This is a genomic window from Bacteroidia bacterium, from assembly GCA_040880525.1.
Taxonomy (GTDB): domain Bacteria; phylum Bacteroidota; class Bacteroidia; order CAILMK01; family JBBDIG01; genus JBBDIG01.
The window spans coordinates 12515-35064 of record JBBDIG010000050.1 but is presented as its reverse complement, the minus strand read 5'-3'; the positions used below and the strand labels follow the sequence as shown (position 1 = coordinate 35064).

At 45.9% G+C, this 22550-nt stretch carries 23 protein-coding genes; 10 read left to right on the top strand and 13 right to left on the bottom strand.

Annotated features, from left to right (window positions below):
• Positions 1–151: 151 nt before the first annotated feature.
• The 4 genes from der (at position 152) to WD077_14105 (ending at position 4086) form a co-directional block, all read left to right on the top strand.
• A complete protein-coding gene (der, locus tag WD077_14120; protein ID MEX0968368.1) occupies positions 152–1465 on the top strand; it encodes a ribosome biogenesis GTPase Der in 1314 nt (437 codons plus the stop codon).
• Between the two features lie 62 nt (positions 1466–1527).
• Complete coding sequence (locus WD077_14115; GenBank protein MEX0968367.1) at positions 1528–1773, top strand: hypothetical protein; 246 nt, start codon at positions 1528–1530, stop codon at positions 1771–1773.
• Between the two features lie 176 nt (positions 1774–1949).
• Positions 1950–3554 (top strand): phosphoenolpyruvate carboxykinase (ATP), encoded by a 1605-nt coding sequence (gene pckA / locus WD077_14110; GenBank protein ID MEX0968366.1) that lies wholly within the window; start codon positions 1950–1952, stop codon positions 3552–3554.
• A 145-nt stretch (positions 3555–3699) separates the two neighbouring features.
• Positions 3700–4086, top strand: a complete 387-nt coding sequence (locus WD077_14105) for a DUF4625 domain-containing protein (protein ID MEX0968365.1) — start codon at positions 3700–3702, stop codon at positions 4084–4086.
• Positions 4087–4167: 81 nt separating this feature from the next.
• Here WD077_14105 and WD077_14100 read toward each other — a convergent pair whose 3' ends face one another.
• Positions 4168–5568 (bottom strand): M28 family peptidase, encoded by a 1401-nt coding sequence (locus WD077_14100; protein ID MEX0968364.1) that lies wholly within the window; start codon positions 5566–5568, stop codon positions 4168–4170.
• Positions 5569–5828: 260 nt separating this feature from the next.
• Between WD077_14100 and WD077_14095 the strand changes: the two genes are divergently transcribed.
• Together WD077_14095 and groL are read left to right on the top strand one after the other, a co-directional pair.
• Positions 5829–6110 carry a co-chaperone GroES gene (locus WD077_14095; protein MEX0968363.1) on the top strand — a complete coding sequence of 94 codons (282 nt, stop codon included), beginning with the start codon at positions 5829–5831 and terminating at the stop codon, positions 6108–6110.
• Positions 6111–6139: 29 nt separating this feature from the next.
• A complete protein-coding gene (groL, locus tag WD077_14090) occupies positions 6140–7780 on the top strand; it encodes a chaperonin GroEL (protein MEX0968362.1) in 1641 nt (546 codons plus the stop codon).
• A gap of 133 nt (positions 7781–7913) precedes the next feature.
• On the opposite strand, the gene WD077_14085 is transcribed toward groL, so the two are convergent.
• Together WD077_14085 and WD077_14080 are read right to left on the bottom strand one after the other, a co-directional pair.
• Positions 7914–8381, bottom strand: a complete 468-nt coding sequence (locus WD077_14085; protein ID MEX0968361.1) for a ferritin-like domain-containing protein — start codon at positions 8379–8381, stop codon at positions 7914–7916.
• A 107-nt stretch (positions 8382–8488) separates the two neighbouring features.
• Positions 8489–10183 carry a hypothetical protein gene (locus WD077_14080; GenBank protein MEX0968360.1) on the bottom strand — a complete coding sequence of 565 codons (1695 nt, stop codon included), beginning with the start codon at positions 10181–10183 and terminating at the stop codon, positions 8489–8491.
• A gap of 83 nt (positions 10184–10266) precedes the next feature.
• On the opposite strand from WD077_14080, the gene gatC reads away from it, so the two are divergent.
• The 3 genes from gatC (at position 10267) to WD077_14065 (ending at position 12041) form a co-directional block, all read left to right on the top strand.
• The gene (gene gatC / locus WD077_14075) at positions 10267–10560 is read left to right on the top strand and encodes an Asp-tRNA(Asn)/Glu-tRNA(Gln) amidotransferase subunit GatC (GenBank protein MEX0968359.1); all 294 of its coding nucleotides are present in this window, start codon (positions 10267–10269) and stop codon (positions 10558–10560) included.
• Positions 10557–11303, top strand: coding sequence for an ABC transporter ATP-binding protein (locus WD077_14070; protein MEX0968358.1), 747 nt, complete (start codon positions 10557–10559; stop codon positions 11301–11303). Before gatC ends, WD077_14070 begins: the two co-directional genes overlap by 4 nt.
• Positions 11304–11495: 192 nt before the next feature.
• Entirely contained in the window at positions 11496–12041 is a 546-nt protein-coding gene (locus tag WD077_14065) for a cob(I)yrinic acid a,c-diamide adenosyltransferase (protein ID MEX0968357.1), read from the top strand.
• 44 nt (positions 12042–12085) lie between these two features.
• On the opposite strand, the gene WD077_14060 is transcribed toward WD077_14065, so the two are convergent.
• Entirely contained in the window at positions 12086–12355 is a 270-nt protein-coding gene (locus WD077_14060; GenBank protein MEX0968356.1) for a hypothetical protein, read from the bottom strand.
• A 576-nt stretch (positions 12356–12931) separates the two neighbouring features.
• Here WD077_14060 and WD077_14055 point away from each other — a divergent pair.
• Entirely contained in the window at positions 12932–14173 is a 1242-nt protein-coding gene (locus tag WD077_14055) for an OmpA family protein (GenBank protein MEX0968355.1), read from the top strand.
• Between the two features lie 88 nt (positions 14174–14261).
• Here the strand turns inward: WD077_14055 and WD077_14050 are convergent, their stop codons facing one another.
• The 9 genes from WD077_14050 to WD077_14010 all read right to left on the bottom strand — a co-directional run bounded on the left by WD077_14050 (position 14262) and on the right by WD077_14010 (position 22525).
• A complete protein-coding gene (locus WD077_14050; protein ID MEX0968354.1) occupies positions 14262–14828 on the bottom strand; it encodes a VTT domain-containing protein in 567 nt (188 codons plus the stop codon).
• A gap of 67 nt (positions 14829–14895) precedes the next feature.
• The gene (locus tag WD077_14045; protein MEX0968353.1) at positions 14896–15510 is read right to left on the bottom strand and encodes a TrmH family RNA methyltransferase; all 615 of its coding nucleotides are present in this window, start codon (positions 15508–15510) and stop codon (positions 14896–14898) included.
• A gap of 9 nt (positions 15511–15519) precedes the next feature.
• Positions 15520–16299 carry an enoyl-CoA hydratase-related protein gene (locus tag WD077_14040; GenBank protein MEX0968352.1) on the bottom strand — a complete coding sequence of 260 codons (780 nt, stop codon included), beginning with the start codon at positions 16297–16299 and terminating at the stop codon, positions 15520–15522.
• A 79-nt stretch (positions 16300–16378) separates the two neighbouring features.
• Positions 16379–17008: an L-threonylcarbamoyladenylate synthase gene (locus WD077_14035; protein MEX0968351.1), complete on the bottom strand. Its 630-nt coding sequence runs from the start codon at positions 17006–17008 to the stop codon at positions 16379–16381.
• Between the two features lie 179 nt (positions 17009–17187).
• A complete protein-coding gene (gene sucC / locus WD077_14030) occupies positions 17188–18378 on the bottom strand; it encodes an ADP-forming succinate--CoA ligase subunit beta (protein ID MEX0968350.1) in 1191 nt (396 codons plus the stop codon).
• A 108-nt stretch (positions 18379–18486) separates the two neighbouring features.
• Positions 18487–19347: a BadF/BadG/BcrA/BcrD ATPase family protein gene (locus tag WD077_14025; GenBank protein MEX0968349.1), complete on the bottom strand. Its 861-nt coding sequence runs from the start codon at positions 19345–19347 to the stop codon at positions 18487–18489.
• 6 nt (positions 19348–19353) lie between these two features.
• Positions 19354–19983, bottom strand: coding sequence for a DUF1684 domain-containing protein (locus tag WD077_14020; GenBank protein ID MEX0968348.1), 630 nt, complete (start codon positions 19981–19983; stop codon positions 19354–19356).
• Positions 19980–20861 carry an Omp28-related outer membrane protein gene (locus tag WD077_14015; protein MEX0968347.1) on the bottom strand — a complete coding sequence of 294 codons (882 nt, stop codon included), beginning with the start codon at positions 20859–20861 and terminating at the stop codon, positions 19980–19982. Before WD077_14015 ends, WD077_14020 begins: the two co-directional genes overlap by 4 nt.
• Before the next feature lie 11 nt (positions 20862–20872).
• Entirely contained in the window at positions 20873–22525 is a 1653-nt protein-coding gene (locus tag WD077_14010; protein ID MEX0968346.1) for a DUF6029 family protein, read from the bottom strand.
• Positions 22526–22550 lie beyond the last annotated feature (25 nt).

Below are 22550 nucleotides of genomic sequence, written 5' to 3'. Positions count from 1 at the left end.
CAAGCATAAAGAAAAGACTATGGGTAAACGAAACTCTATAAGGCTTTAGAAAGCACCCGGACTTACCTTTGAACCTGCATTTACTGCAAAGGATCATGATGCCGGCAAAGCGCATTATGATTCTATTTACTATTATTAAAATCCAAAAAAAATGAGCCGGATCGTAGCCATTGTCGGGCGGCCGAACGTAGGGAAATCCACTTTGTTCAATCGCATCACCGAAGCGAGGAATGCCATTGTACATGATACCAGTGGCGTTACCCGCGACCGCCATTACGGGCGCGGAGAGTGGAATGGCACCGCATTCACTATCATTGATACGGGCGGATACGTGCCCCGCCCCAACGACATATTCGAGACCGAAACCAGAAAGCAGGTTGAGATCGCTATTCGCGAGGCAGATTTACTGCTCTTCATGGTGGATGTGGCTGTGGGAATCACCGGAGAGGATGAGGAGTTTGCCAAACTGATGAGAAAAGCAGGCAAACCTGTATTGGTAGTAGCAAATAAAGCTGATAATTTCCAGCGCTATCAGGAGGTATCCCCGTTCTACAAGTTCGGGTTCGATGATGTAATTCCCATTTCATCCATGAGCGGCTCCGGAACCGGGGATCTGCTTGATGCCGTGATGGAAAAGCTTCCGGTGGAAGACAACACCCCGGAAGAAAATCCTGACATCCCGAGATTTGCCATTGTGGGCCGCCCGAATGTGGGTAAATCCACCTTTATCAATGTCCTTATCGGGGAGGAAAGAACCATCGTGTCAGAGATTCCGGGAACCACCCGCGATTCAATTCATACCTTATATAATAAGTATAATAAAGAATTCTACCTCATTGACACGGCCGGTTTACGCAAGAAGAAAAACGTTACGGAAGACATCGAATTTTATTCTGTAATGCGGACAATAAAGGCCGTGGAAGATGCGGATGTATGCTTTGTAATGATTGATGCAAGAGAGGGAATAGAGGCACAGGACATAAATATATTCAGCCTTGCAGTTAAGCGCAGGAAAGGCGTGGTCATCCTCGTGAATAAATGGGACCTGGCAAAGCAAGAAGAAGGCGTAACCACGAAACACTATACGGAAGTGATCCGCGATAAGCTGTCTCCCTTCTCTGATGTCCCTGTATTGTTCATTTCAGCCCTGGATAAAACCCGTATTCATAAAGCGCTTGAGGTGGGCATTCAAGTGTTTGAAAACAGGAAACAAAGGATCAGCACACCAAAACTCAATGAGTTTCTGCTGGAATTGATACAGGCTTTTCCTCCCCCATCTCACCGGGGTAAATACATCAAAATAAAGTATACCACGCAGGTTCCATCAAAGAATCCGGCTTTTGCATTATTTTGTAATTATCCCCAGGCCGTGAAGGAATCTTATAAACGATTTCTTGAAAATAAGATGCGTGAAAAATTCGATTTCACAGGGGTTCCTTTATCATTCTACTTTAAGAAAAAATAATTGGTGTTCATCCCAAATCTTCTATTTTTGCCGCTTATTTTCAATCACCACTAATAGCGAACATGATGATTATTAAAAGGACGGCTTGGTTACTTATGATCGCGGGGATCTTTTCATTTGCAGCTTGTGATAATGCTTCAAACTCTGAAGATGAGCAGGCGGACCGGGAATATGAAGAAATGCGAGACAGCATGCTCCATGACCTGGAAAGCGACCAGTCTATGGAAATGGACAATGCTGCTCAGGACACGGCCGTGATAGACACATCTCTGCTGCCAACTGAAACAGATACTGGCATGAGCCGATAGTTGGGGAGAGGCCAAAAAAATCAGAGGAGTGACACAATCACTCCTTTTTTAGTTTAAATCAGCTTATAGTATCCCTCGAATTCAAACCTTCTTATGTATTTCACGCAAAAAAGGGCGTTTGGATTTTAACTAAATTTGCCCTTTAAAAATTTGAATAATTCTATTAAAAGCAGAGTATGATTGAAGTCGGATATAAAGGTCAAAATTCAACATTGACCCAGATGGGGCTCGAAAAGATACGCAAGGCATACTGGAATCTTTCCCCGGCAGAACTCGTGGAACAGGCTTTGGCAAGAGGCGAAGGAAAACTTGCTGACAATGGCGCATTGGCCGCTGACACCGGGAAGTTTACCGGACGCTCTCCAAAAGACCGCTTTATTGTAGCCGATGATAGAACCCTGGACAGCGTATGGTGGGGAGACGTCAATATTAAATTCGATTCCCAAAAATTTGACGATCTATATGAAAAGGTAATTAATTACCTGAGTGAAAAAGAGGTTTTTGTGAGAGACGCCTATGCCTGTGCCTTGCCGGAATACCGGCTCAGCGTACGTGTCGTTACAGAATCCGCTTTTCAGAATTTATTTGCCTACAATCTCTTTTTACGCCCCAATAAGGATGAAGTAGCGGATTTTTCTCCGGACTGGACGGTGATCGCTGCACCAGGATTTGAGGCCAATCCCGAAATAGATGGAACTCGCCAGTCCAATTTCGCGATCATCAACTTTACCCGCCAGGTAATCCTCATCGGAGGAACCGCCTACACCGGTGAAATTAAAAAAGGGATTTTCTCTGTACTCAACTATATTCTGCCTCACGAACGAAATGTGCTGAGCATGCACTGCTCGGCCAACATAGGCCGCGAAGGCGATACGGCTGTTTTCTTCGGTCTTTCAGGCACGGGCAAAACCACGCTTTCAGCTGATCCTGCCAGAAATCTCATTGGAGATGACGAGCACGGATGGACGGAAAACAGCGTATTCAACTTTGAAGGCGGTTGCTACGCCAAAGTAGTGAATCTTTCCGCCCAAAAGGAACCTGAAATTTATGATGCGATAAAATTCGGAGCATTGCTGGAAAACATCCGCTTCATCCCTGATACACGGAAGCCTGACTATAGCAATACGGAGGTAACAGAAAATACCAGAGCCGCCTATCCTATTGATCATATTGAAAATGCAGTAATACCTTCAGCGGGAGAAGCTCCTCAAAACATTTTCCTGCTTACGGCTGATGCTTTTGGGGTTTTACCCCCCATTTCGCGCCTCACAAAAGGCCAGGCAATGTATCATTTTATCTCTGGATATACAGCGAAAGTAGCGGGAACAGAAGCTGGCGTCACCGAACCACAGATGGCCTTTTCCGCTTGTTTCGGAGCCCCATTCCTCCCATTGCATCCCACCCGCTATGCCGAGATGCTGGGCGAAAAAATTAACAAGAGCAACGTTAAAGTATGGCTTATAAACACAGGCTGGACAGGAGGACCCTATGGAGTTGGTAACCGAATTAATCTGCCTTACACACGGGCTCTCATCAATGCTGCTTTGAATGGAGACCTGGACAATGTGAAATATAGCGAGACCCGCTTTTTCGGACTCAGCATCCCGGCTTCTTGTCCTGGCGTGCCATCCGAAATTTTAAGCCCTCGCAATACCTGGAGCGATAAAGAAGCTTATGATGAGAAGGCTAAGTACCTGGCAGATGCTTTCAATAAAAACTTTGCAAAATATGCAGAAAATGCCAGCAAGGAAATTTTGGAGGCTGCTCCCAAAGGAAACTGATACTGAATTTTAAATATTAATAACTAAAAAGCTGCTCATGAAAATCGAGCAGCTTTTTTTATATAAATCAAATAATTTTTCCCAGAAGAAATTTCAATTTGAACAAAGACGTTTATCTTTCACCCAACATTTAAATGCAAGCACAATGATAAAAAAATTACTACTTCCATTCCTGGCTTTGGCCATCGTTACCTCTTCCTGTAAAAAAGATGAGGACGAAGAGGATACGCAGCCACCATCGGTCAGCATCAGTACTCCTGAAACAGGCGATGTAGTTTCCAGAGGTGATACGCTGGATATCCGCGCTACGGCAACCGATGACATTGAACTTCTGACGGTTGAAATAATTATACTCAACGACAATTCGGAGGTATTTTCCTCGAACAGGCTTTACAGTGGCACCTCTGCGCAGATGGACACAATTTACCGGGCGAACGTGCCTGCCAATACCGAATTAGAGGTAATCGTCAGGGCAACTGACAAAGCCGGTAATAAAGGCGAACAGTCCCGTACTTTGGATGTCGTACAGTAAAATTTTACTTTTTATAAAAAAGCCGGCCTGGGATACAGGCCGGCTTTTTTTGTTGTCAGATTATTCTGGTTGCCAGAACGGTTATCGCGATTCCTTTTCAAAACCATATTGATCAATAAGATAAGTAATCGCTGCCATAGCGGCAGCACCAAGTTCCAGTTCGCGTTTATTCACCTCCTCAAATACATCAGAGGGTGCATGGTGAATATCGAAGTAGCGTTGCGAATCTGGTAAGTATCCAATAAGAACCGGCCCTTGCGGCTTGAGCGGACCAATGTCAGCCCCGCTCCCACCCTTTACCAGGTCGTGCAAACCGTAGGGCGCCAGCAGTGCCTTCCAGCTTAGTATTTTTCTGAAGTTGGCATCGCCTGCATCAATACTGAAACCACGGGGCGTAAATCCGCCGCGGTCCGATTCCATTGCCGCGATATGATTCTCTTCAAGGGAATCAGCAATGGCAGCATAGCGAAGTCCGCCACGCAAACCGTTTTCTTCATTCATGAACATCACCGCGCGCAGCGTACGTTTAGGCTTTATGTCCAATTCCTGAAAAATGCGCAGCACTTCTATCGACTGGACGCACCCGGCTCCGTCATCATGGGCACCTTCGCCATTGTCCCATGCATCCAGGTGTCCGCTCACCACAATGATCTCATCCGGGAATTCTGCTCCCCGCAATTCCCCAATCACGTTGTAGCTCAGTGCATCCGGCAACGTTTCACAGGAAGTCCTGAAATGAAACTTTAGCTCCGGTTCGTTCTTGAGCCGGCTGCTGAGAAGTTCCGCTCCGTTTGTACTTATGGCTACAGCCGGTATTTTTGATACACCTTCGTCATACCGCATTGTGCCGGTATGCGGAAAATCATCAAGCCGCAATCCTACCGAGCGCACCACAACACCGGCTGCACCATATTTAGCCGCTTTCGCTGCACCGGCCCACCGCTGGTCCACAGTTCCGCCATACGATGAAAAAGTAGTGATGTTCTTCGGATCCATAGGCCGGTTGTAGAAAACGATCTTGCCTTTGACGTTGGCCTCACCCAACTGCTCCAGTTCTTCAAAATTCATAACCTCCACTACCTGTGCCGTGAGTCCATCCTTTTCCGTCCTGATGCTTCCTCCTAAAGCTGTCACAGGCACTTCCGAGTTACCAGATTCCTGTTCACCGAGAATGGCAGCATATTCCTTCTCTCCACGAACCCAGTGCGGCACCATGACAGGTTGCAGGTAAACGGTGTCAAATCCGAGGCTATCCATTAACCGGTGGCTCCACTGCACAGCCTCTTCAGCTTCAGGCGATCCGCTCAGCCTGCCTCCAATCTCTTTGGACAAATAGCGAAGCCAGCCGTAGCATTCACCACGCGTTAAGGCAAAATCATAAATTTCCCTGATTTGAACCGAGTCTTTGGTCGTCTGAGCCGGCAGGATTTGAAAACAGCCAGCATAAAGAATTATTAAGAATGCAGTAAAATGTTTATTCATGTCGTCAAATTTAGGCGTCAAATATAATTGAACAGAGGTTTTCGCAGGGACGAACATTCGCCCCTCTCCTTTCAGACATTTTTCCCGGGCGCAAGGAAACGATTATCCATCCTCTTTGCCAAGTCTTATGCGGCTTCCATTCCGTCCTGCCGCTTTGTCAGTGCGCAAATGGCAAAATTTCCTGACAAATTCATTGGCATATATTATGACAACGGCCATTCACGTAACAAATCAATTCAAACTTTAAAATTTTATTCAATATGGGATTGAACATTAAGCCTTTAGCAGACAGAGTGCTGGTACAGCCAGCCGCTGCAGAAGAAAAGACTGCATCAGGTATCATCATTCCTGACACGGCCAAGGAAAAACCACAAAAAGGAAAAGTGGTATCTGTAGGTCCGGGTAAAAAAGATGAGCCAACAACTGTAAAAGAAGGTGACCAGGTGCTGTACGGAAAATATTCCGGATCAGAGATCACAATTGAGGGTGACGACTATCTCATTATGAGAGAATCTGACATTCTCGCAGTTCTTAACAAGTAATATATTAACCAGAAAACAATCAATTAACTATGGCGAAGACAATTCAATTTAACCTCGAAGCGAGAGATGCATTGAAGAAAGGCGTGGATGCGCTGGCTAATGCAGTAAAAGTAACTCTGGGCCCCAAAGGCCGCAACGTGATTATCGATAAAAAATTCGGTTCCCCTACTATTACGAAAGATGGTGTGACCGTAGCAAAAGAAATTGAACTCAAAGATCCCGTGGAAAACATGGGCGCTCAAATGGTGAAAGAAGTGGCTTCCAGAACTTCTGACGCTGCCGGAGACGGTACCACCACAGCAACTGTTCTTGCACAGGCTATCATTAGTGCCGGCCTCAAGAACGTAGCAGCCGGTGCCAACCCTATGGACCTGAAGCGTGGGATTGACAAGGCCGTTGAAGCCGTTGTCTCATTCCTGGGAAAGATGACCAAAGAAGTGGGCGATGACATTAAAAAGATCGAACAGGTAGGAACTATTTCAGCAAATAACGATAGCCAAATCGGGAAGCTGATTGCCCAGGCAATGGAAAAGGTGAAGAAGGAAGGCGTTATCACTGTTGAAGAATCCAAAGGTACTGACACGTATGTGGACGTAGTGGAAGGGATGCAATTCGACCGCGGATACCTCTCAGCTTACTTCGTAACCAACACTGACAAGATGTTGGTGGAACTGGAAGATCCTTATATTCTCATCTATGACAAGAAGGTGAGCAATATGAAAGAACTGCTTCCTATCCTGGAAAAAGTAGTACAAACCGGCAAGCCGCTGATGATCATTTCTGAAGATGTGGAAGGAGAAGCGCTCGCTACATTGGTGGTGAACAAAATCCGCGGATCACTGAAAATTGCTGCTGTAAAAGCACCAGGCTTTGGCGACCGCAGAAAAGCTATGCTGGAAGACATCGCGATCCTGACTGGCGGAACGGTGATCAGCGAAGAAAGAGGCTATAAGCTCGAAAACGCTGATATGTCGTACCTCGGCCAGGCTGAGAAGATCATCATTGACAAAGACAACACTACCGTGGTCAATGGCAAAGGCAAGAAAGATGACATCACTGCCCGCGTAAGCCAAATTAAATCTCAGATTGAAAATACTACTTCAGACTATGACAAGGAAAAGCTTCAGGAGCGCCTTGCCAAGCTGAGTGGTGGCGTAGCCGTACTGTACGTAGGTGCTGCATCTGAAATTGAAATGAAAGAGAAGAAGGACCGCGTAGACGATGCACTGCACGCAACACGCGCAGCCGTGGAAGAAGGAATTATTCCTGGCGGTGGAATGGGCTACATCCGCGCAATCAGTTCACTTGCCAATCTGAAGGTGGAGAATGAAGATCAGAAAACCGGTATTGCCATTATTCGCAGAGCACTGGAAGAACCGCTGAGGCTGATCGTGGAAAATGCCGGTGGCGAAGGTTCCATTATCGTTCAGAAAGTTAAGGACGGCAAGGATGACTACGGTTACAATGCCCGCACAGGTGAGTTCGAAAACCTCATGGAAAGCGGTGTTATTGATCCTACCAAGGTTGCCCGCATTGCTCTTGAAAATGCAGCTTCTGTAGCCGGTATGCTCCTCACTACCGAGTGCGTTCTTGCCGATGAGCCAGAAGAAAACAATGGCGGTGGCGGAATGCCTCCAGGCGGCATGGGCGGTATGGGTGGCATGATGTAATCAGCACCTGAAAATTTAATTACCTGCTATTAGTGAAAAGGCGGAAGTGCAGAACTTCCGCCTTTTTTTATGCAAAAAAAAACCCGGCTGCTACACCGGGTTTTTTCTCATAAATCAGGAAGTGATGGTTTATTCACTTTCTATCTTTATCAAGCGCCTTCAGATAGCCCTGAAAGATTACCAAATGTTCTTCCTCATCCGCCTGTAAACCAATACACAGATCCTGCGTAACGTAATCCACTCCATCGCAGAGCCGGATAATTTTTTTGTATTGCTCAATGGCACCTGTTTCAGCATCCACCACACCTTTTACGATGGCATACATGTCAGTGGTGTCTTCCGGGGGTTGCATGGTTTTCTGCTCCGCATTGAACTCCAGAGAGCCCGGCACAGCAGCGCCCAGTTCCTTCAGCCTTTTGGCAAGCCGCGTGGCATGGCCCAGTTCATCAGCCACTTCCACGGATAGCTTTTCCTTCACTTCCTCAGCCCTTATTCCATCCAGATGAACAGAATTGGCCAGGTAGTTCATCACCGTCTCTATTTCCATCCAATAGCTTTTCTTCAGATTTTCAATGATCTCGTTCTTTTTGTCGTTGCTCATTTTGTAATTATTTATATTTAAAAAAATCCTGGTATTTTCTCATATAAAACCCAATACAGGAAAAGGTTCTCCACGCCTAAATACTTTTCGGGTAAAGAAACCCCTCATTACCAGTCAAATCTTCTTTCAGGAATATTGAGACGCATGGACAGGGTCGTAAAAACCGGCTCGGTGAAAGAAGAAGTTTCTCCACTTTCTTCGCGGAACAATATGTTCAGATCAAGGAACAGATTGTGTCGTGGCTGCCATGTCGTGGTAAAATTCACGAGATGAAGTTTTCGGGTATCTCCTCCGGCTATTTTGTAACCGAATTCTCCAGTGTGATCCTGATTTCCGCGCAGAATATTTCCTCCATAGTTCCGGCCGTCTAAATCTTCCCCATAGGTTGCCCAAACGTGCTGCATCCTGAACTGCAAAAAGGGCCAGGGTCTGTAAATCAATATATTCACCACCTCCCTGAAGGATGCCCCGAGCGGATGTGCCAGCGGTTGATTAAAGTGAGTGTAAGAAGTAGCGGACGTTATCCCGGAATAAGTAAAAGGTCGAACTGTGTTAAATTCCACCTGGTAATCAAGATTTGGAATAGTAAGCGCATCCACATATTTCAGCCCCACTTGCAAACCGTGCTTATTGCCCCACCATTGCGAGCTGTCGCCTCTGTTCATAAAATTATCCAGGAGAAATTCGTCAAAAACCAATTGTCCATAAACGGCTACATTTCCAATGGGAAATATATTAAAATTCAATCCTACCATCGCATTATCCGGGCTGCCAAGATCATGTTCTACCGACCGGTAAAAAATTACCGGGTTCAGATAATTGAGATCGTAGCCTCTGCCGGTGCCCAGCCTGTCATGAAAAATGATTCCTTCAAAAAGTCCTACATTCAGTTTATCTGATATATTAAGACTCAGGTAATGAAAAGCTCCGTACTTTTTATTGTAAGGCTCATCCACGGAGCCAATCCGGTCTGTCATTTCTGTGAATAAATTCTGGTAATTCAGCTTCCATACGTTGGTGTTGATTTTCAGAAAAAGATAATCATCAGAAAAATCAGACATAAGCAAAGAACGGTAGCCATTTCCAATGAAGTTGCGGTCGTGCCCGAACTGAACCCGGATGTGCCGCGTAGGTGATGCTGTAATGTATCCGCGCGCTACAAAATAATCATAGCCGGTTCTGTCAGTGCCAAAGCCTTTGTAGAATCCAGCTCCGGGAATGGCCCTGTGATCTCTCACGAACCGGTCAACATAATCTGGCAAACCTGCCTGGTTTTCCTGGACCATTGCATAAAAGCCAACCTTCCTATCTACACTGCCCCGAAGTTCAAGTCCTCTGGTATTTTGATAAATCGGTCCTTCATCATCAGTTGCCGTTGGGGATTCAGTGACCGGCATTCCATAATGAAAATAAGCTACAGGATTAATGGTCAATTGAAATTCAGGAATATTTATCTGAAAAAAGTTAGCAGGGTCCCGGTAAAAAGTATTCAGCACCGGTCGCTTGCTTTCCTTTGGTAACTGTGGAAATTCAAACAGAAGCTCATTGTGGAGATATTGAAGCTGAAAGCTGTCCTTCGCGCCAAGTGAAGAACTATCGAGCTTACGAAGGAATGCAGCGGCAGCCTGCCTCGGCACTTCCCGAAGATCCAAATACATGGAGTCGTTCAGCTTGCCGCTTTTTATTTCCAGCCTGTCAAGGTATTGATATGAAAGGGTATTGTGCGGAAGATTAGCATCCTGCCCTCTCAGCGATGGTTGTGCAAGCACGATCAGAAATCCAATTGCTAAAATATACTTCATAGGTTGATTTAAATATGGCCGCAAAAATCCGTACTTAATTTTGAATAATAATGGATTGCCGGCATGATGGCTATTTTTGCGCTATGAAACTCGACATCGCAACCGTAGACCGGGTGGCAAGCCTGGCAAAACTCGAATTTACACCTGAAGAGAAGGAGATCCTGCTGAAGGATTTGAACCGGATTATGGACCTTATTGAGAAGCTGAAAGAGGTAGACACCGAGGGCGTGGAGCCGCTCATCTTTATGACGGAAGAGGTGAACGCCTTCAGGGAAGATGTGGAAGAAAAAAACATCACCCATGAAGAGGCGCTGAAAAATGCCCCGACCAAGGATTCAGATTACATTAAGGTTCCGAAATTTTTGGGCAACAAATGAGGGATGAACTCATACAAACCGAAGGAATCGGCAAGATCTACATTATTGGAAAGGTGCAAATAAAGGCACTTGATAAAGTCTCCGTTTCCATCCGGCAAAATGAGTACGTGGCATTGGTAGGTGCTTCTGGTTCAGGTAAGTCTACCCTTATGAATATGCTGGGCTGCCTTGATACACCCACCTATGGAAAATATTTCCTCAACAGGCAGGATGTAAGCTCCATGAATGACGATGAACTGGCCAGGATCAGGAACAAGGAAATAGGTTTCGTTTTCCAGACATTTAATCTGATCCCCCGCATGTCGGCACTTGACAATGTGGCACTGCCGCTGGTTTATGCCGGAACCGGACGCAAAGAGCGGACAGCACGGGCAAAGGAAGTGTTGACCGATGTGGGCCTGGGCGATCGCATGGATCATAAACCGAATGAACTTTCGGGCGGACAGCGGCAGCGTGTGGCAGTGGCGCGGGCGCTGGTCAACAATCCTTCAATTATCCTCGCTGACGAGCCGACAGGAAACCTGGATACCAAGACCAGCGTAGAGATCATGGACCTGTTTGAGGAACTGCATTCCCGCGGCAATACCATCATTGTCGTAACGCACGAGCACGACATTGCCGAAAGGGCCAGACGCGTAATCCGTTTGCGCGATGGCAATGTGGAAAGCGACAAACTGAACCGTGAAGAAACATTTGATTCCGGGGATTCTTCCCTGGGGAAAAATGAAAGCTTCGAACTGTGATTATTTAAAAACTAAAGATTTTAATTCGCAAAAGCTTTTTTTCCCAAGCTTTATGGTCCAATAAAATTGCGAAAACAATTGATTTTATGCCATTACAGAATCTCAATTAAGTTTTAATTTAAATAAAAATAATTAATATAATTATTTGTGAAACCTAGTGGCCTTGAGCCTTCGTGGCAAAAAACAGCAACCATGAAAATTTATACAAAAAAAGGAGACCAGGGATTTACCTCATTGATCGGTGGTTCCAAGGTTCAGAAGTCGCACATACGCATTAATGCTTATGGCACAATTGACGAACTCAATTCATTTCTCGGCCTGGTGCGCGACCATACCACTGGAGAGCAGGAGCGGGCAGAATTATATCATATCCAGAATCAACTGTTTACCATAGGCTCACTGCTGGCCTCTGAACCTGGCAAAAGCAAAATGAAATTGCCGGAGCTAAAGCAATCCAGCATAGATATGATGGAGCAGGCGATGGACAAAATGAATGAGGCACTGCCGGAACTGACAGCCTTTATCCTTCCTGGTGGCCACCCCACCGGCTCCTACTGCCACATAGCCCGCTGCGTATGCCGCAGGGCCGAACGCCTCGTAGTTGAACTAAATACACACGAGCCTCTGATCCCGCTCGTAATCCCCTTCCTCAATCGTTTATCCGATTACCTCTTCGTGCTGGCCCGCAAAATGGTGCATGATGCCGGTGGGGAGGAAGTGCAGTGGGAGCATGAGTAGGCCAAATAGCCTGTGCGTTCATAATTATTTCTGATATGTGATATTTATTTTGAATAAAATTTGTCGTCCTGCCAATAGGCCGGGTTGGTTACAATGTAATCAGAAATGTGCTGATATTCTTCATCATTGCGGATAATGTGGTCGTGGAAACGGGATTGCCAGGCATTGGGCAATTTCAATCGGTTGGCGTGTTTGGTCACGGCCGATTTGTAGGAACCGATAATTGATGAAACCGTGTTTTTGCCGATGTTTTGAAAACGGTTGTGTCCAATAGATTGACGATTTGACATTTCATCTATCGTTTCGTTGGTCATTGGTGGTTGTTGGCGTTGTCATCGTCCACGTCACCAATGCCAACGTGCGTATCCGGTTTATTCAAAATCAATATGCCGTGAACATGATTGGGCATCACCACAAAATCACCTAATTCCACAAATGATGCATGATTAGATTTCGTACCATAAAATATCGGCAATCACCCCGGTGTTGGACAACCCCATTTTACCATCCACAATTTCCCCGAAATAATGTTTCCAAGTCTTTGGTACAAATCGTAATAAAATACGCCCCGTTCCAACTGTAATCCCACCATTGGGCACGGGCCGATGCGATGCGATATTTGTTTTTGAATTTTTCCATGTTGCATCATTTAAAACACATTGCATGCATGCAATGTGTTCCCCTGCTGTTTCATTGGGTTATTCTGCGAATATTTGCAAAAAAGCTGTAGCCCTTGGCAATTATTGAAGATCTTTGTTTTGGCTTTTCGTGTAGAAAAACTCAAGGCCGCTCTGAGCACCTCACTGCTGGATTCGTATTACCCTGATTCCACTCAAACTAATCGCGCATATTCTACCGTTATTTTTTATCATTAAAAAAATTCCAATCCCATGAAAATGCTCTTATTGCTTGCTGTAGTAGTTTTAGCGCCTTCACTCATTTATGCCCAAGGCGAAGTTATACATCACGTCTACTTTGAATTCGACAAACATTCCCTCAAGACACAGGAAGTGGAAGCGCTCGATCAGTTTATTGAGCAGTACCAGGCTTCAGGTGCAGAAAAGCTGATCATCCACGGACATACCGACAGCTTCGGTACAGATGGCTATAATCTCATCCTCAGCCTGCGTAGAACCAGCGTTGTACAGCAATATCTCGAAAAACAAAATATCCCATCTGGAGAAATTGATTTCAGCAGTTTCGGAGAAACGAAACCCCTGGTGGCCAACAGTACAAACGAAAACAGGCAGAAGAACCGTAGGGTGGAACTGGCTTATAAAGTCCCTGTGATTCCCCAAACTGCTGAGGTGGAGGTAAGTCCCGAAGAAGAATGTCCCCCACGGGTAATTGAGGGTGCAAAGGGATCGCAAATAATTGCTTCCTGCGACTGCTTCGATGGTATTGATGTGAACGAGATAGAGGTCAAGATAACGGAAGTAAACACTCCGGCCGAAATGATTGAAGAAGACATTATCACTGTAGATGCCCTTGGAAATTGTCTGGAAACCGGTGGGATGATTTTCGTAGAGATCCTGCACAAGGGACAACCTGTAAAGGCAAGTAATGATACTTGCATGAAAGTGCGAATTCCCGCACCCACCATTGATCCTGAAATGCGCCTCTACCAAACCCGCAAGATGGGCGGCTTAACAGGCTGGAGCAGCGAAAGCCAGAAACTGGACTTTACAGTTGAAAATGGGCGGTCGTACTACGAGTTCAATATCACAGGAGGTGGGGGTTTCAATGCAGATAAAGTTTTAAGTCCCGTGGCCCTTGTTAGCGCTCCGGTTGCATTCGTTGCCAATATTATTGAGAATCTGAAGAACGATGGGTTGGTGGTGAAAACGCGCAAGTATCGTATATCGATGGCATACCTCACCAATACCAGCGGAAATACAATGGACAAAGGACGTAAACTTACCTTCAGAAAAGTAGGCTTCCGCGATTGCTTTCGCCAACCTGATTCTAAGGTGATGATCACCTTAGCGAAAAATGGAGAAACTTATATGGTAGAAAAGCAGCTTTCAGACTTGCGCTACAAAAGATTCTGGCGAAAGTATGTAGTGAAAGCAGGCGACATAGAACCGGATCAGAATGATGTGGTGCTGCAAGGCACAAGAGTAGCTCATTAATAGCCTTTCTGCCCGGATATCCGTTCACAAAAGTCATGGCACTTTCATTTTTCAGGAAACGTGATGTACCATACAACCACCCTCCTTCCTACACCATATTGGCTTGCCAGATGAACCACGCATAAACGCCAAATCGCAGAAAACGAGCAAGCGACCAAAGCATATATTTGAGTGGCGACATGCCAACTGCACCGGTGAGGATGGCAATGGCAGAGAATGGCACTGGCGTGAGCGCAGCAACAAGTACGAGAAAGAATCCATAGTCCCTCAGCTTTTCCTGGTATTTGCCAAGAAAACGCCTGCGAAGCCACCTGTAAAGAATGGTTTTATTCAGGTAGCGCCCAAAGAAAAAACCAATGATTCCTGCCGCATAGGAAATCGCTGCAAGGATGGCTACCTGCGTAATGTAGTATGAAACGCTTTCTTCTCGCAGCGCCCAGATGAAAAACACCTCGGGCGGGATGATCCCAAATACGACTTCCGATACAATAAAGATGATATAAACCAACGTAGGATTGGTGTAAACAGGCGCCAACCACGCGATCTGCTCTGCATCCATGGAGTTGCGGGCAAGGATAAAGAGGAGGATCAACAGACCGAGATAAAGCAATCCTTTGATCAGGTTGCGGAAGAAAAACTTAAATCGTTCGCTCATGTGGATAATCTGTAAATATTCAGGAAATTCCTTGCTGAAATTTGGCGCAAAAATGACCAACACCCGGCTATTTTTTTCGCCATTCTTCAAATAATTCTGCCAGTTGTGCGTCTGGGAGTTGAGGCGAATTATACATCCCCTTCAACTGTCGCTGCCGGAATGCTTCATAAAGCGATACGGCACAGGCCACGGATACATTCAGGCTCTCGGCCATTCCGATTTGAGGGATCATAAAATTTCCGTCAGCAAGGGCTGCGGCTTCTTCAGAAACGCCATCATGTTCATTTCCAAATACGAGGGCTACTGGCTGTGTAAGGTCAAGCGCGTATAGCGGTTTCGAATCCGCAGTTATTTTGGTTGTAAATATTTTGAAGTTTTGTTGTCGAAGCACATCAAAGCATTCGGCAGGACTGGAATATTTTTCCACCTTTACCCACTTTCGTGTACCGGCAGAACTACGCTTGCCCATGCGCGATTTTTTACCGGTCTGCATCTTCTCAAATATTCCGTGTACCTGCATTACACCCACGGCATCGCTGGTGCGCAGCATCGCTGAAATATTGTGAATATCGTGTACCTCTTCCAGTACAATGGTGAGTCCGGGTTGCCGGAACCTGAGAATGCGTTTTATCTTCTCAGTTCGTTTTTCGGAGATAAACCCGGATCTGATACGTCTGGACATGGAATAGCGTCAGTTGCCTTTAAAGGTGGCTTTGCGTTTTTCATTGAATGCCGCCACACCTTCAGCATAGTCGTTGCTTCGTCCGGCTATTTCCTGGCAGTAAGCTTCGTATTCCAGCATCGTTTCCAAGTCAGAATAGGTTGATTTATTGAGCATGGCTTTCATAAGTCCAATAGCTTTGGTAGGAGCAGCAGCGTAGTAAGAAGCAATTTTCTGCACGGCTTCATCAAGTTTCTCAGCAGGAACCATTTCATTTATCAATCCCAATTGCAGGGCTTCATCTGCCTTCACTTTTCTTCCTGTGGTAGCCAGTTCAAATGCCTTGAGGCTGCCCAGGGCACGCGGTAGGAAATAAGAAGAGCCTGAATCCAGCACCAATCCCACATTCACAAATACTTCAATCAGCGAAGCGGAATCCACGGCCACCACATAGTCGCAGGCCAGCACCAGCGAACATCCCGCACCGGCAGCCACGCCATTGAGCCGGCAGATGATGGGTTTAGGCAGGTTGCGCATCGCGCGGATAATGGGATTATAGCGCTTGTGCAGCGAATCACTTAGCGAACGGTTCTTAGATTGTGCAATGTCTTTCAGATCCTGGCCGGAACAAAAAGCTTTTCCTGCGCCTGTCAGGATCACGACCCTGACTTCATTATCCCTCTTCACTTGTTTCAGCGCATCCTGGAGCGCAAAGCTCTGCTCATCATTGAAGGCGTTAAAGACATCGGGCCTGTTGAGGGTTATTGTGGCAATCCCGTTTTGCTTTTCGAGTTTTATGGCATCAGACATAATTGACAATTTTTATTTCTTGAACGGGCAAAAGTAGGAAGGAGCGCCTAATGGACGGCAGCGATATAATGGTTCCGGGCTACGGAAGAATATCAATGGGGCCTTTTCCTTCGCGTACCACCGCTACTTCGTTTCCTGTGCAATCAATCACGGTACTGGCTTCGGTACCACCCGGACCGCCATCAATTACCAGATCCACCAGGTTCTTGTATTCCAGCAGCATTTCTTCGGGATCAATAAAGTAGCGGGTAATCTCATCCTCTGACGAAAGCGAGGTAGTAATAATAGGATGGCCAAGTTCCTTAACCAGCGCGCGGGGAATGTTATTGTCCGGAACCCGGATGCCTATTTCCCGTTTTTTATTCTTGAATAATTTGGGCACGTTGCTGTTGGCATTAAGAATAAAAGTATAGGGGCCGGGCAGCGCTTTTTTCATCATTTTAAAAATGGGATTCTCAAATTGTTTGGTATAGAAACTGATGTTGCTCAGATCTTCACAAATAAGGGCAAGGTTGGCTTGCTCCGGCTTTTTACCTACAATGCGGCAAAGCCTGTCAATGCTGCTTTGGTTGGCCATGTCGCACCCCAAGGCGTAAACCGTGTCAGTTGGATAAATGATGATTCCGCCATCCCGAAGCAGATCAACGATATGCCGGATATGGCGGGGAGCAGGATTTTCAGGATATACCCTGAGGATTGTGGCTGTCATGGATTTTAATTTGAGATTTAAAAATAAAATTTTTCCCTGTCAATTTACACCTCGTTACATAAGGCAAATCGCCTGTTGCAGGTTCAATAATTGTGAAGATTCAGAAAATGGATTTTGCAATAAAAAACCCGTGGTTAAGGATTGTGCCACGGGTTTTCGCTCATATTTCAGCAGTACGATCAGTTCATTACCTCCTTCACTTTTTCTGCTGCCTCTTTCAGCAATACGGCTGAGAAAACCTTCAGTCCGCTTTCATCAATTATCTGCTTTGCTTCTTCGGCATTGGTTCCTTGCAGCCTCACGATAATCGGGATGTTGATGTCGCCAATATTTTTGTAAGCCTGAACTACACCTTTCGCAACGCGGTCGCAACGAACGATGCCTCCGAAAATGTTCACCAGGATTGCTTCTACCGCTTCATCTTCCATGATGAGCCGGAACCCTGCTTCCACGGTTTCAGGATTGGCCGTACCGCCCACATCCAGAAAGTTGGCCGGTTCTCCGCCTGCAAGCTTTATCATATCCATTGTGGCCATTGCCAGGCCCGCTCCGTTCACCATGCAGCCTACATTTCCATCCAATTTAATATAGTTCAGATTATGCTCCTTTGCTTTTACTTCCAGCGGGTTTTCCTCGCTTTTATCACGCATTGCGGCCAGTTCTTTATGGCGGAACAGGGCATTATCATCAAGCCGGACTTTACTGTCAACGGCAAGTATTTTATTGTCAGAGGTTTTGAGAACGGGATTGATCTCAAATAATGATGCGTCAGATTCGCGATAGGCTTTCTCCACGCCCATCACGAATTTGGTCATGTGTTTAAAAGCATCTCCGCTCAGGCCCAGGTTAAATGCAACTCTTCGCGCTTGGAAGGGCTGAAGTCCGAGGCCAGGATGGATATGCTCTCTGAATATCTTCTCCGGGGTTTTCTCCGCTACTTCTTCGATGTCCATCCCTCCTTCCGGTGAATACATCAGGACATGCCGACCTTCTTCGCGATCGAGTAAAAGGCTCATGTAGTATTCTTCAGGTTCGCTTTCACCGGGGTAATAAACGTCCTGGGTTATCAATACTTTATTCACCAGCTTGCCCTCTTCTCCTGTTTGGGGTGTTATCAGGTTCATTCCTAAAATGTTGCCGGCTATTTCCTTTACGGAATCCAGCGATTTAGCCAGTTTTACCCCGCCACCTTTTCCGCGGCCCCCTGCGTGGATCTGGGCTTTTACCACCCACCATTCGGTGCCGGTGTCTTTGCTAAGCTTCCTGGCAGCTTCTACTGCCTGCTCAGGCGTTTCAGCTACAATACCTTCCTGGATTGCCACACCGGCATTTTTTAGTATCTGTTTGCCTTGATATTCGTGTAAGTTCATTTATTTTTTAATATGTTAATTGCGAAAGCTCAAAAGTATTCCTTTTACAGCCAAGTGCCAAGTTCAGGCAAGCCATTCAATTATAGGGCAGGCTGGGAACAGAGCACATTAGCGATGTTGATGATAGGCTACCAATCTATGGATAGGCTCCTGGATAACGTTTCCGGGAGAATATCCGGCTTCGGCCAATAAATGCTCCCAAAGCTCCCTGAAATAATAGGCCACTGAACCTAGTGCATGTACGCTCAAATGACGGGTTGAATTCAGCTTATTCAGATGTACATCTATAAACTCGGTAAACGCTTCTTTAATTAAATCCTTCACCATGGATTCATTCCTGTGATGATGAATGAAAGGCGCAAAAGAGGCAATGAAGCGGTTGGGGTGGGAATGACCATACACACGCTGAAGGATTTCATCTTTGCTCATTTGGAATTCAGTATTAAATTTTGAAATGATGGTTGCAGGCAAATCTTTGTTCAAGAGCCTGCGCAGAAATTTATTTCCAATGTGCTGTCCGCTTCCTTCATCGCCCAGGATGTAACCAAGACCTCCGTGTTGTTCCACTATTTCATGGCCATCATAGTGGCATGAATTTGAGCCCGTACCAAGAATGCAGACAATGCCGGGTTTATCTTCGCAGAGAACGCGGGCTGCCGCAAGCAGATCGTGCTCCACCTCTGTTTTCGCTTTTGGAAATTGTTGCAGCAATGCTTTCTCCACCACCTGATTTCGTCCCGGTGATGAACAACCTGCCCCATAAAAATAAATATGTGATACCTGTCCGGAATCTATTGAATCTAAATCTTCACGCAGCGCCTTTGAAATAGCAGCAAGGTCATGAAGCATAGGATTGATGCCCGTCCCTTTTATGTATTGCAGATCATTTTCTGAGCAAACGGCCCAATGGGTTTTAGTGCTTCCACTATCTGCCACAAGGGTTACGGCACCGGGTCGTATTTCGTACATAAAAGGTTAATTCGCTTTATCGGAATTATAATTTTTCTCTCCGGCCAAAACTGGTACCCCAAGGAGGTTTTCACGTGGCGGAATAGGACAGGTATATTCTGCATTGTAGGCGCAATAGGGATTATAAGCCAGATTGAAATCCAGCATCATCTCCTCATCTTCGGGTATTTCCACATCCAGGAAGCGGCCCCCGCCATAGGTTTCACGGCCATTGCTCGGATCCATAAAGGGAATGAAGACGGCATTCCTGTATTCTTTTGAACTGAGAAAATCATTGCTGCGATAAGCGAACAGGGACTGCTTTTCACCTTTCAGTTTAAAATCCAGGCGGGCATAACGGGTATAGGCTTCTGTGCCGCCATTTGTATAAGCTATATTAACCACTTCTGGCTGGGGGAGAATTTCAAATTTTGCCTTGACAAAAAAAGCAGAATCCAGCGGAAAATAATTCAGCCTTTTGAAGCTGCTGCGTTCTGCCTCCGGAATGGGGGTTGTTGCGGGGTCTTTAAACAGCGAATCCTTTTCCACACGCAAACCGGCTATCTCTTCCCGGTGATTCTCTTCCGACTCCTTTTTACAGGTATTAGCCGAGAAGAGCAGTAAACCAAATACAGAAATAAACATCAACCGCATCATTGTACAACGGCTTTTTGCTGAACCTGAAGAACATCCAGACCGCTTCCTTTTTGATGCACAAAGGCTACAATATCCAGGTTTTCTGCCACGTACTCCGGATTTAACTTTACACGGTATTGTTTAATAATTACGCGACCTTTTTCAAGCTGTGGCGTCAGCTTTTTGCCTGCGGATATTGTGATCATTTCCCGCAACACGTGGTTGTGTTCGTAATCTTCAACGTAGACCTGGTCATCCTTTTGCCAATCAATCATGTGGCTTTCAAGAATACCAATGGAAATGTAATTTTCTTCAGAAACATCCTGCGTGTAATGAAGCTCTGTAGTAATTACCACTTCATTCAAAGCCGCATCATATTCTGTTTCGAGAATAAGATTTACGGGTGTCTCAACCTGCAGACGCTGCTGCGTATAACCTTTCCATTTCGCATCCGTTATCAGAATGTTCTGCTCAAATTTGATCCGGTCTACAGCTCCTATGGGCAGCCCGTTAAATAGACCAAGGAGACTCAATATATCGGCTGCCGCATCCCGTCTGAAATCATACTTGCTTTCATCCAGAGGAGTTACCAAAGCCCCAACGCCTGATCCCGATGGATGGAGGCTCACGACTACCACGCGTCCCGGATTTTCATCAGCAATAGTGGATGCTACTACTTGTGCAGCAGGACAATTTGGACAGCGAACGCCAGTAAAATCCTCAATGAGCACATTCTTCTGCTGCGAAGCCTGAGTGGTACTCGCGACATACGTGGTATCCGTTAAAGTGGTATCAACTACCTCCGGGGTCATGTCTATAAATGGAGGCATTTCCTTGCATCCGGTTATCAGGCCCACAGCCAAAATTGCAAGGATCAGAAGTGGCGTATTTCTTTTCATAATTTTAATATTTAAAAATTAGTAGTCAGCCCAAACCTCATGCCGCTGAAGGCAGGTTCTACCCGGCAAACACCACCCGTGCATACAACGCCCTCCACCTGCTTCACGTATCCCAGGCTGAAGCGGGTTTGCTTTTGGGTAAACGCGCCAAAGAAGGAGTAATAATGTACCATTTTCTCTGATTCTGTTGGTTTGGTATTGACCATGTCCGAAACAGAGATAGAATATTTGGGAGCGATATTAAGTTCGGCCAGCGCCAATGCAAAGTCACCCAGATCCTGCTCAGCACCGGTTTCATTGTGGTTGGTTTTGAACACGTTATTGAGCAAAGCATTGATACGTGTATTCCGTTGCGTAATCATGTACTGGAGTTCAACCCGCAGCGACTTTTTACGATCCAGTTTTTGCGACAGTTCCACATAAGGTGTGAGGGTTTGTACCATAGGTGCCGTAGGCTTAAACTCATATACTTCCTGATTGTAATCTACTGCCTGCAAACCAAAGCGGGTTTTGGTATTAATACTATGCTTTCTGTAATAATCAATCAAATATTCACGGAAAAGTTTTTCTCCGTTCAGCCGGTGAATATCGCTGAAATTAAGCATAATAGTGTTGTCTTTTTTCGGAGTCCAGGTCACCTCAAACTGCACGCCTTCTTCTCCCTCAGCGATGGCCGCACCATTGTAGCGGGCAGGCAGGGTGTAGGCATTCTGCCGGTTGAGGGAAGGGAGATAGTTTACCAATCCCTCCAGCAGGATTTGTTCAGGTGAGGTTCTGATCTCAAAATTATCAATCCTGCGGTACTGGCCGCTAATACCAAAACCTTTGCGAGAGTAATTCAGGGCGGTATAAATGGCATTTCCATCGCGAAGCCGTAACCTCCCTCCCTGGTCTCTTATTACATCATCTGTTTTGCCGGCATATTCTACGTACCAGCCAATGCTTTTATAGCTGAGCCGGTTAAAAAAGCTATAGGCGTAAACATTGTATTTCGGGATGAAACGATCTTCCAGAGGATAGGAGTTGATCTGGTCGGCAACTATTTGCATTGTGCTTTGGTCTATCGTACGGTTCACTATTCCTGCGCCTGGCACGATGCTCAATCTTTTTCCCAGCTTTTTATAATACTCCGCGCTTGCACCTTTTATAATAGGATCAAATACACCCAGACGATTTTTCTGCTGGCCTGTAAAACCTTTGATCATAAAATCCTTGAAGGGCCTGTACTCCACGCGCACACCGCGGGTTGCATAATCGAGCCCGATCTGCCGTTCCTCAAACGCCCTGTAAATAAGCCCCGCTCCGATCTGATCATAAAAATGGCCGGCAGTAATGTTCACATTGTCAATGTCTTTCCTCACCGAGAAAAAGCCGATTCCCTGCGCAGAATAGGCCTCAATAGGGTTTAGCAGCGGAGAATTGTGAAAAAGATCATAGCGCATATTGAACTGCCAACCTTCGTAGCGATAGTCAAGGTATAACCATGAGTCGGCTGAAGAGAGCTCGCGGAGGTATTGGGTCGTAGTCGTACCAATGTTGCTGTCCAGATCATAGAAGCTGGCATTGAGCGTAAAATCGCCTGACAACTGTCCTTTCTCCTGCGCTAGCAGGGTGGAATTCAGAAACACCAATAGCAGGCTGAAGAATATGATTAAATATTTCATCTAAAGAAATTATTAACGACTTTCA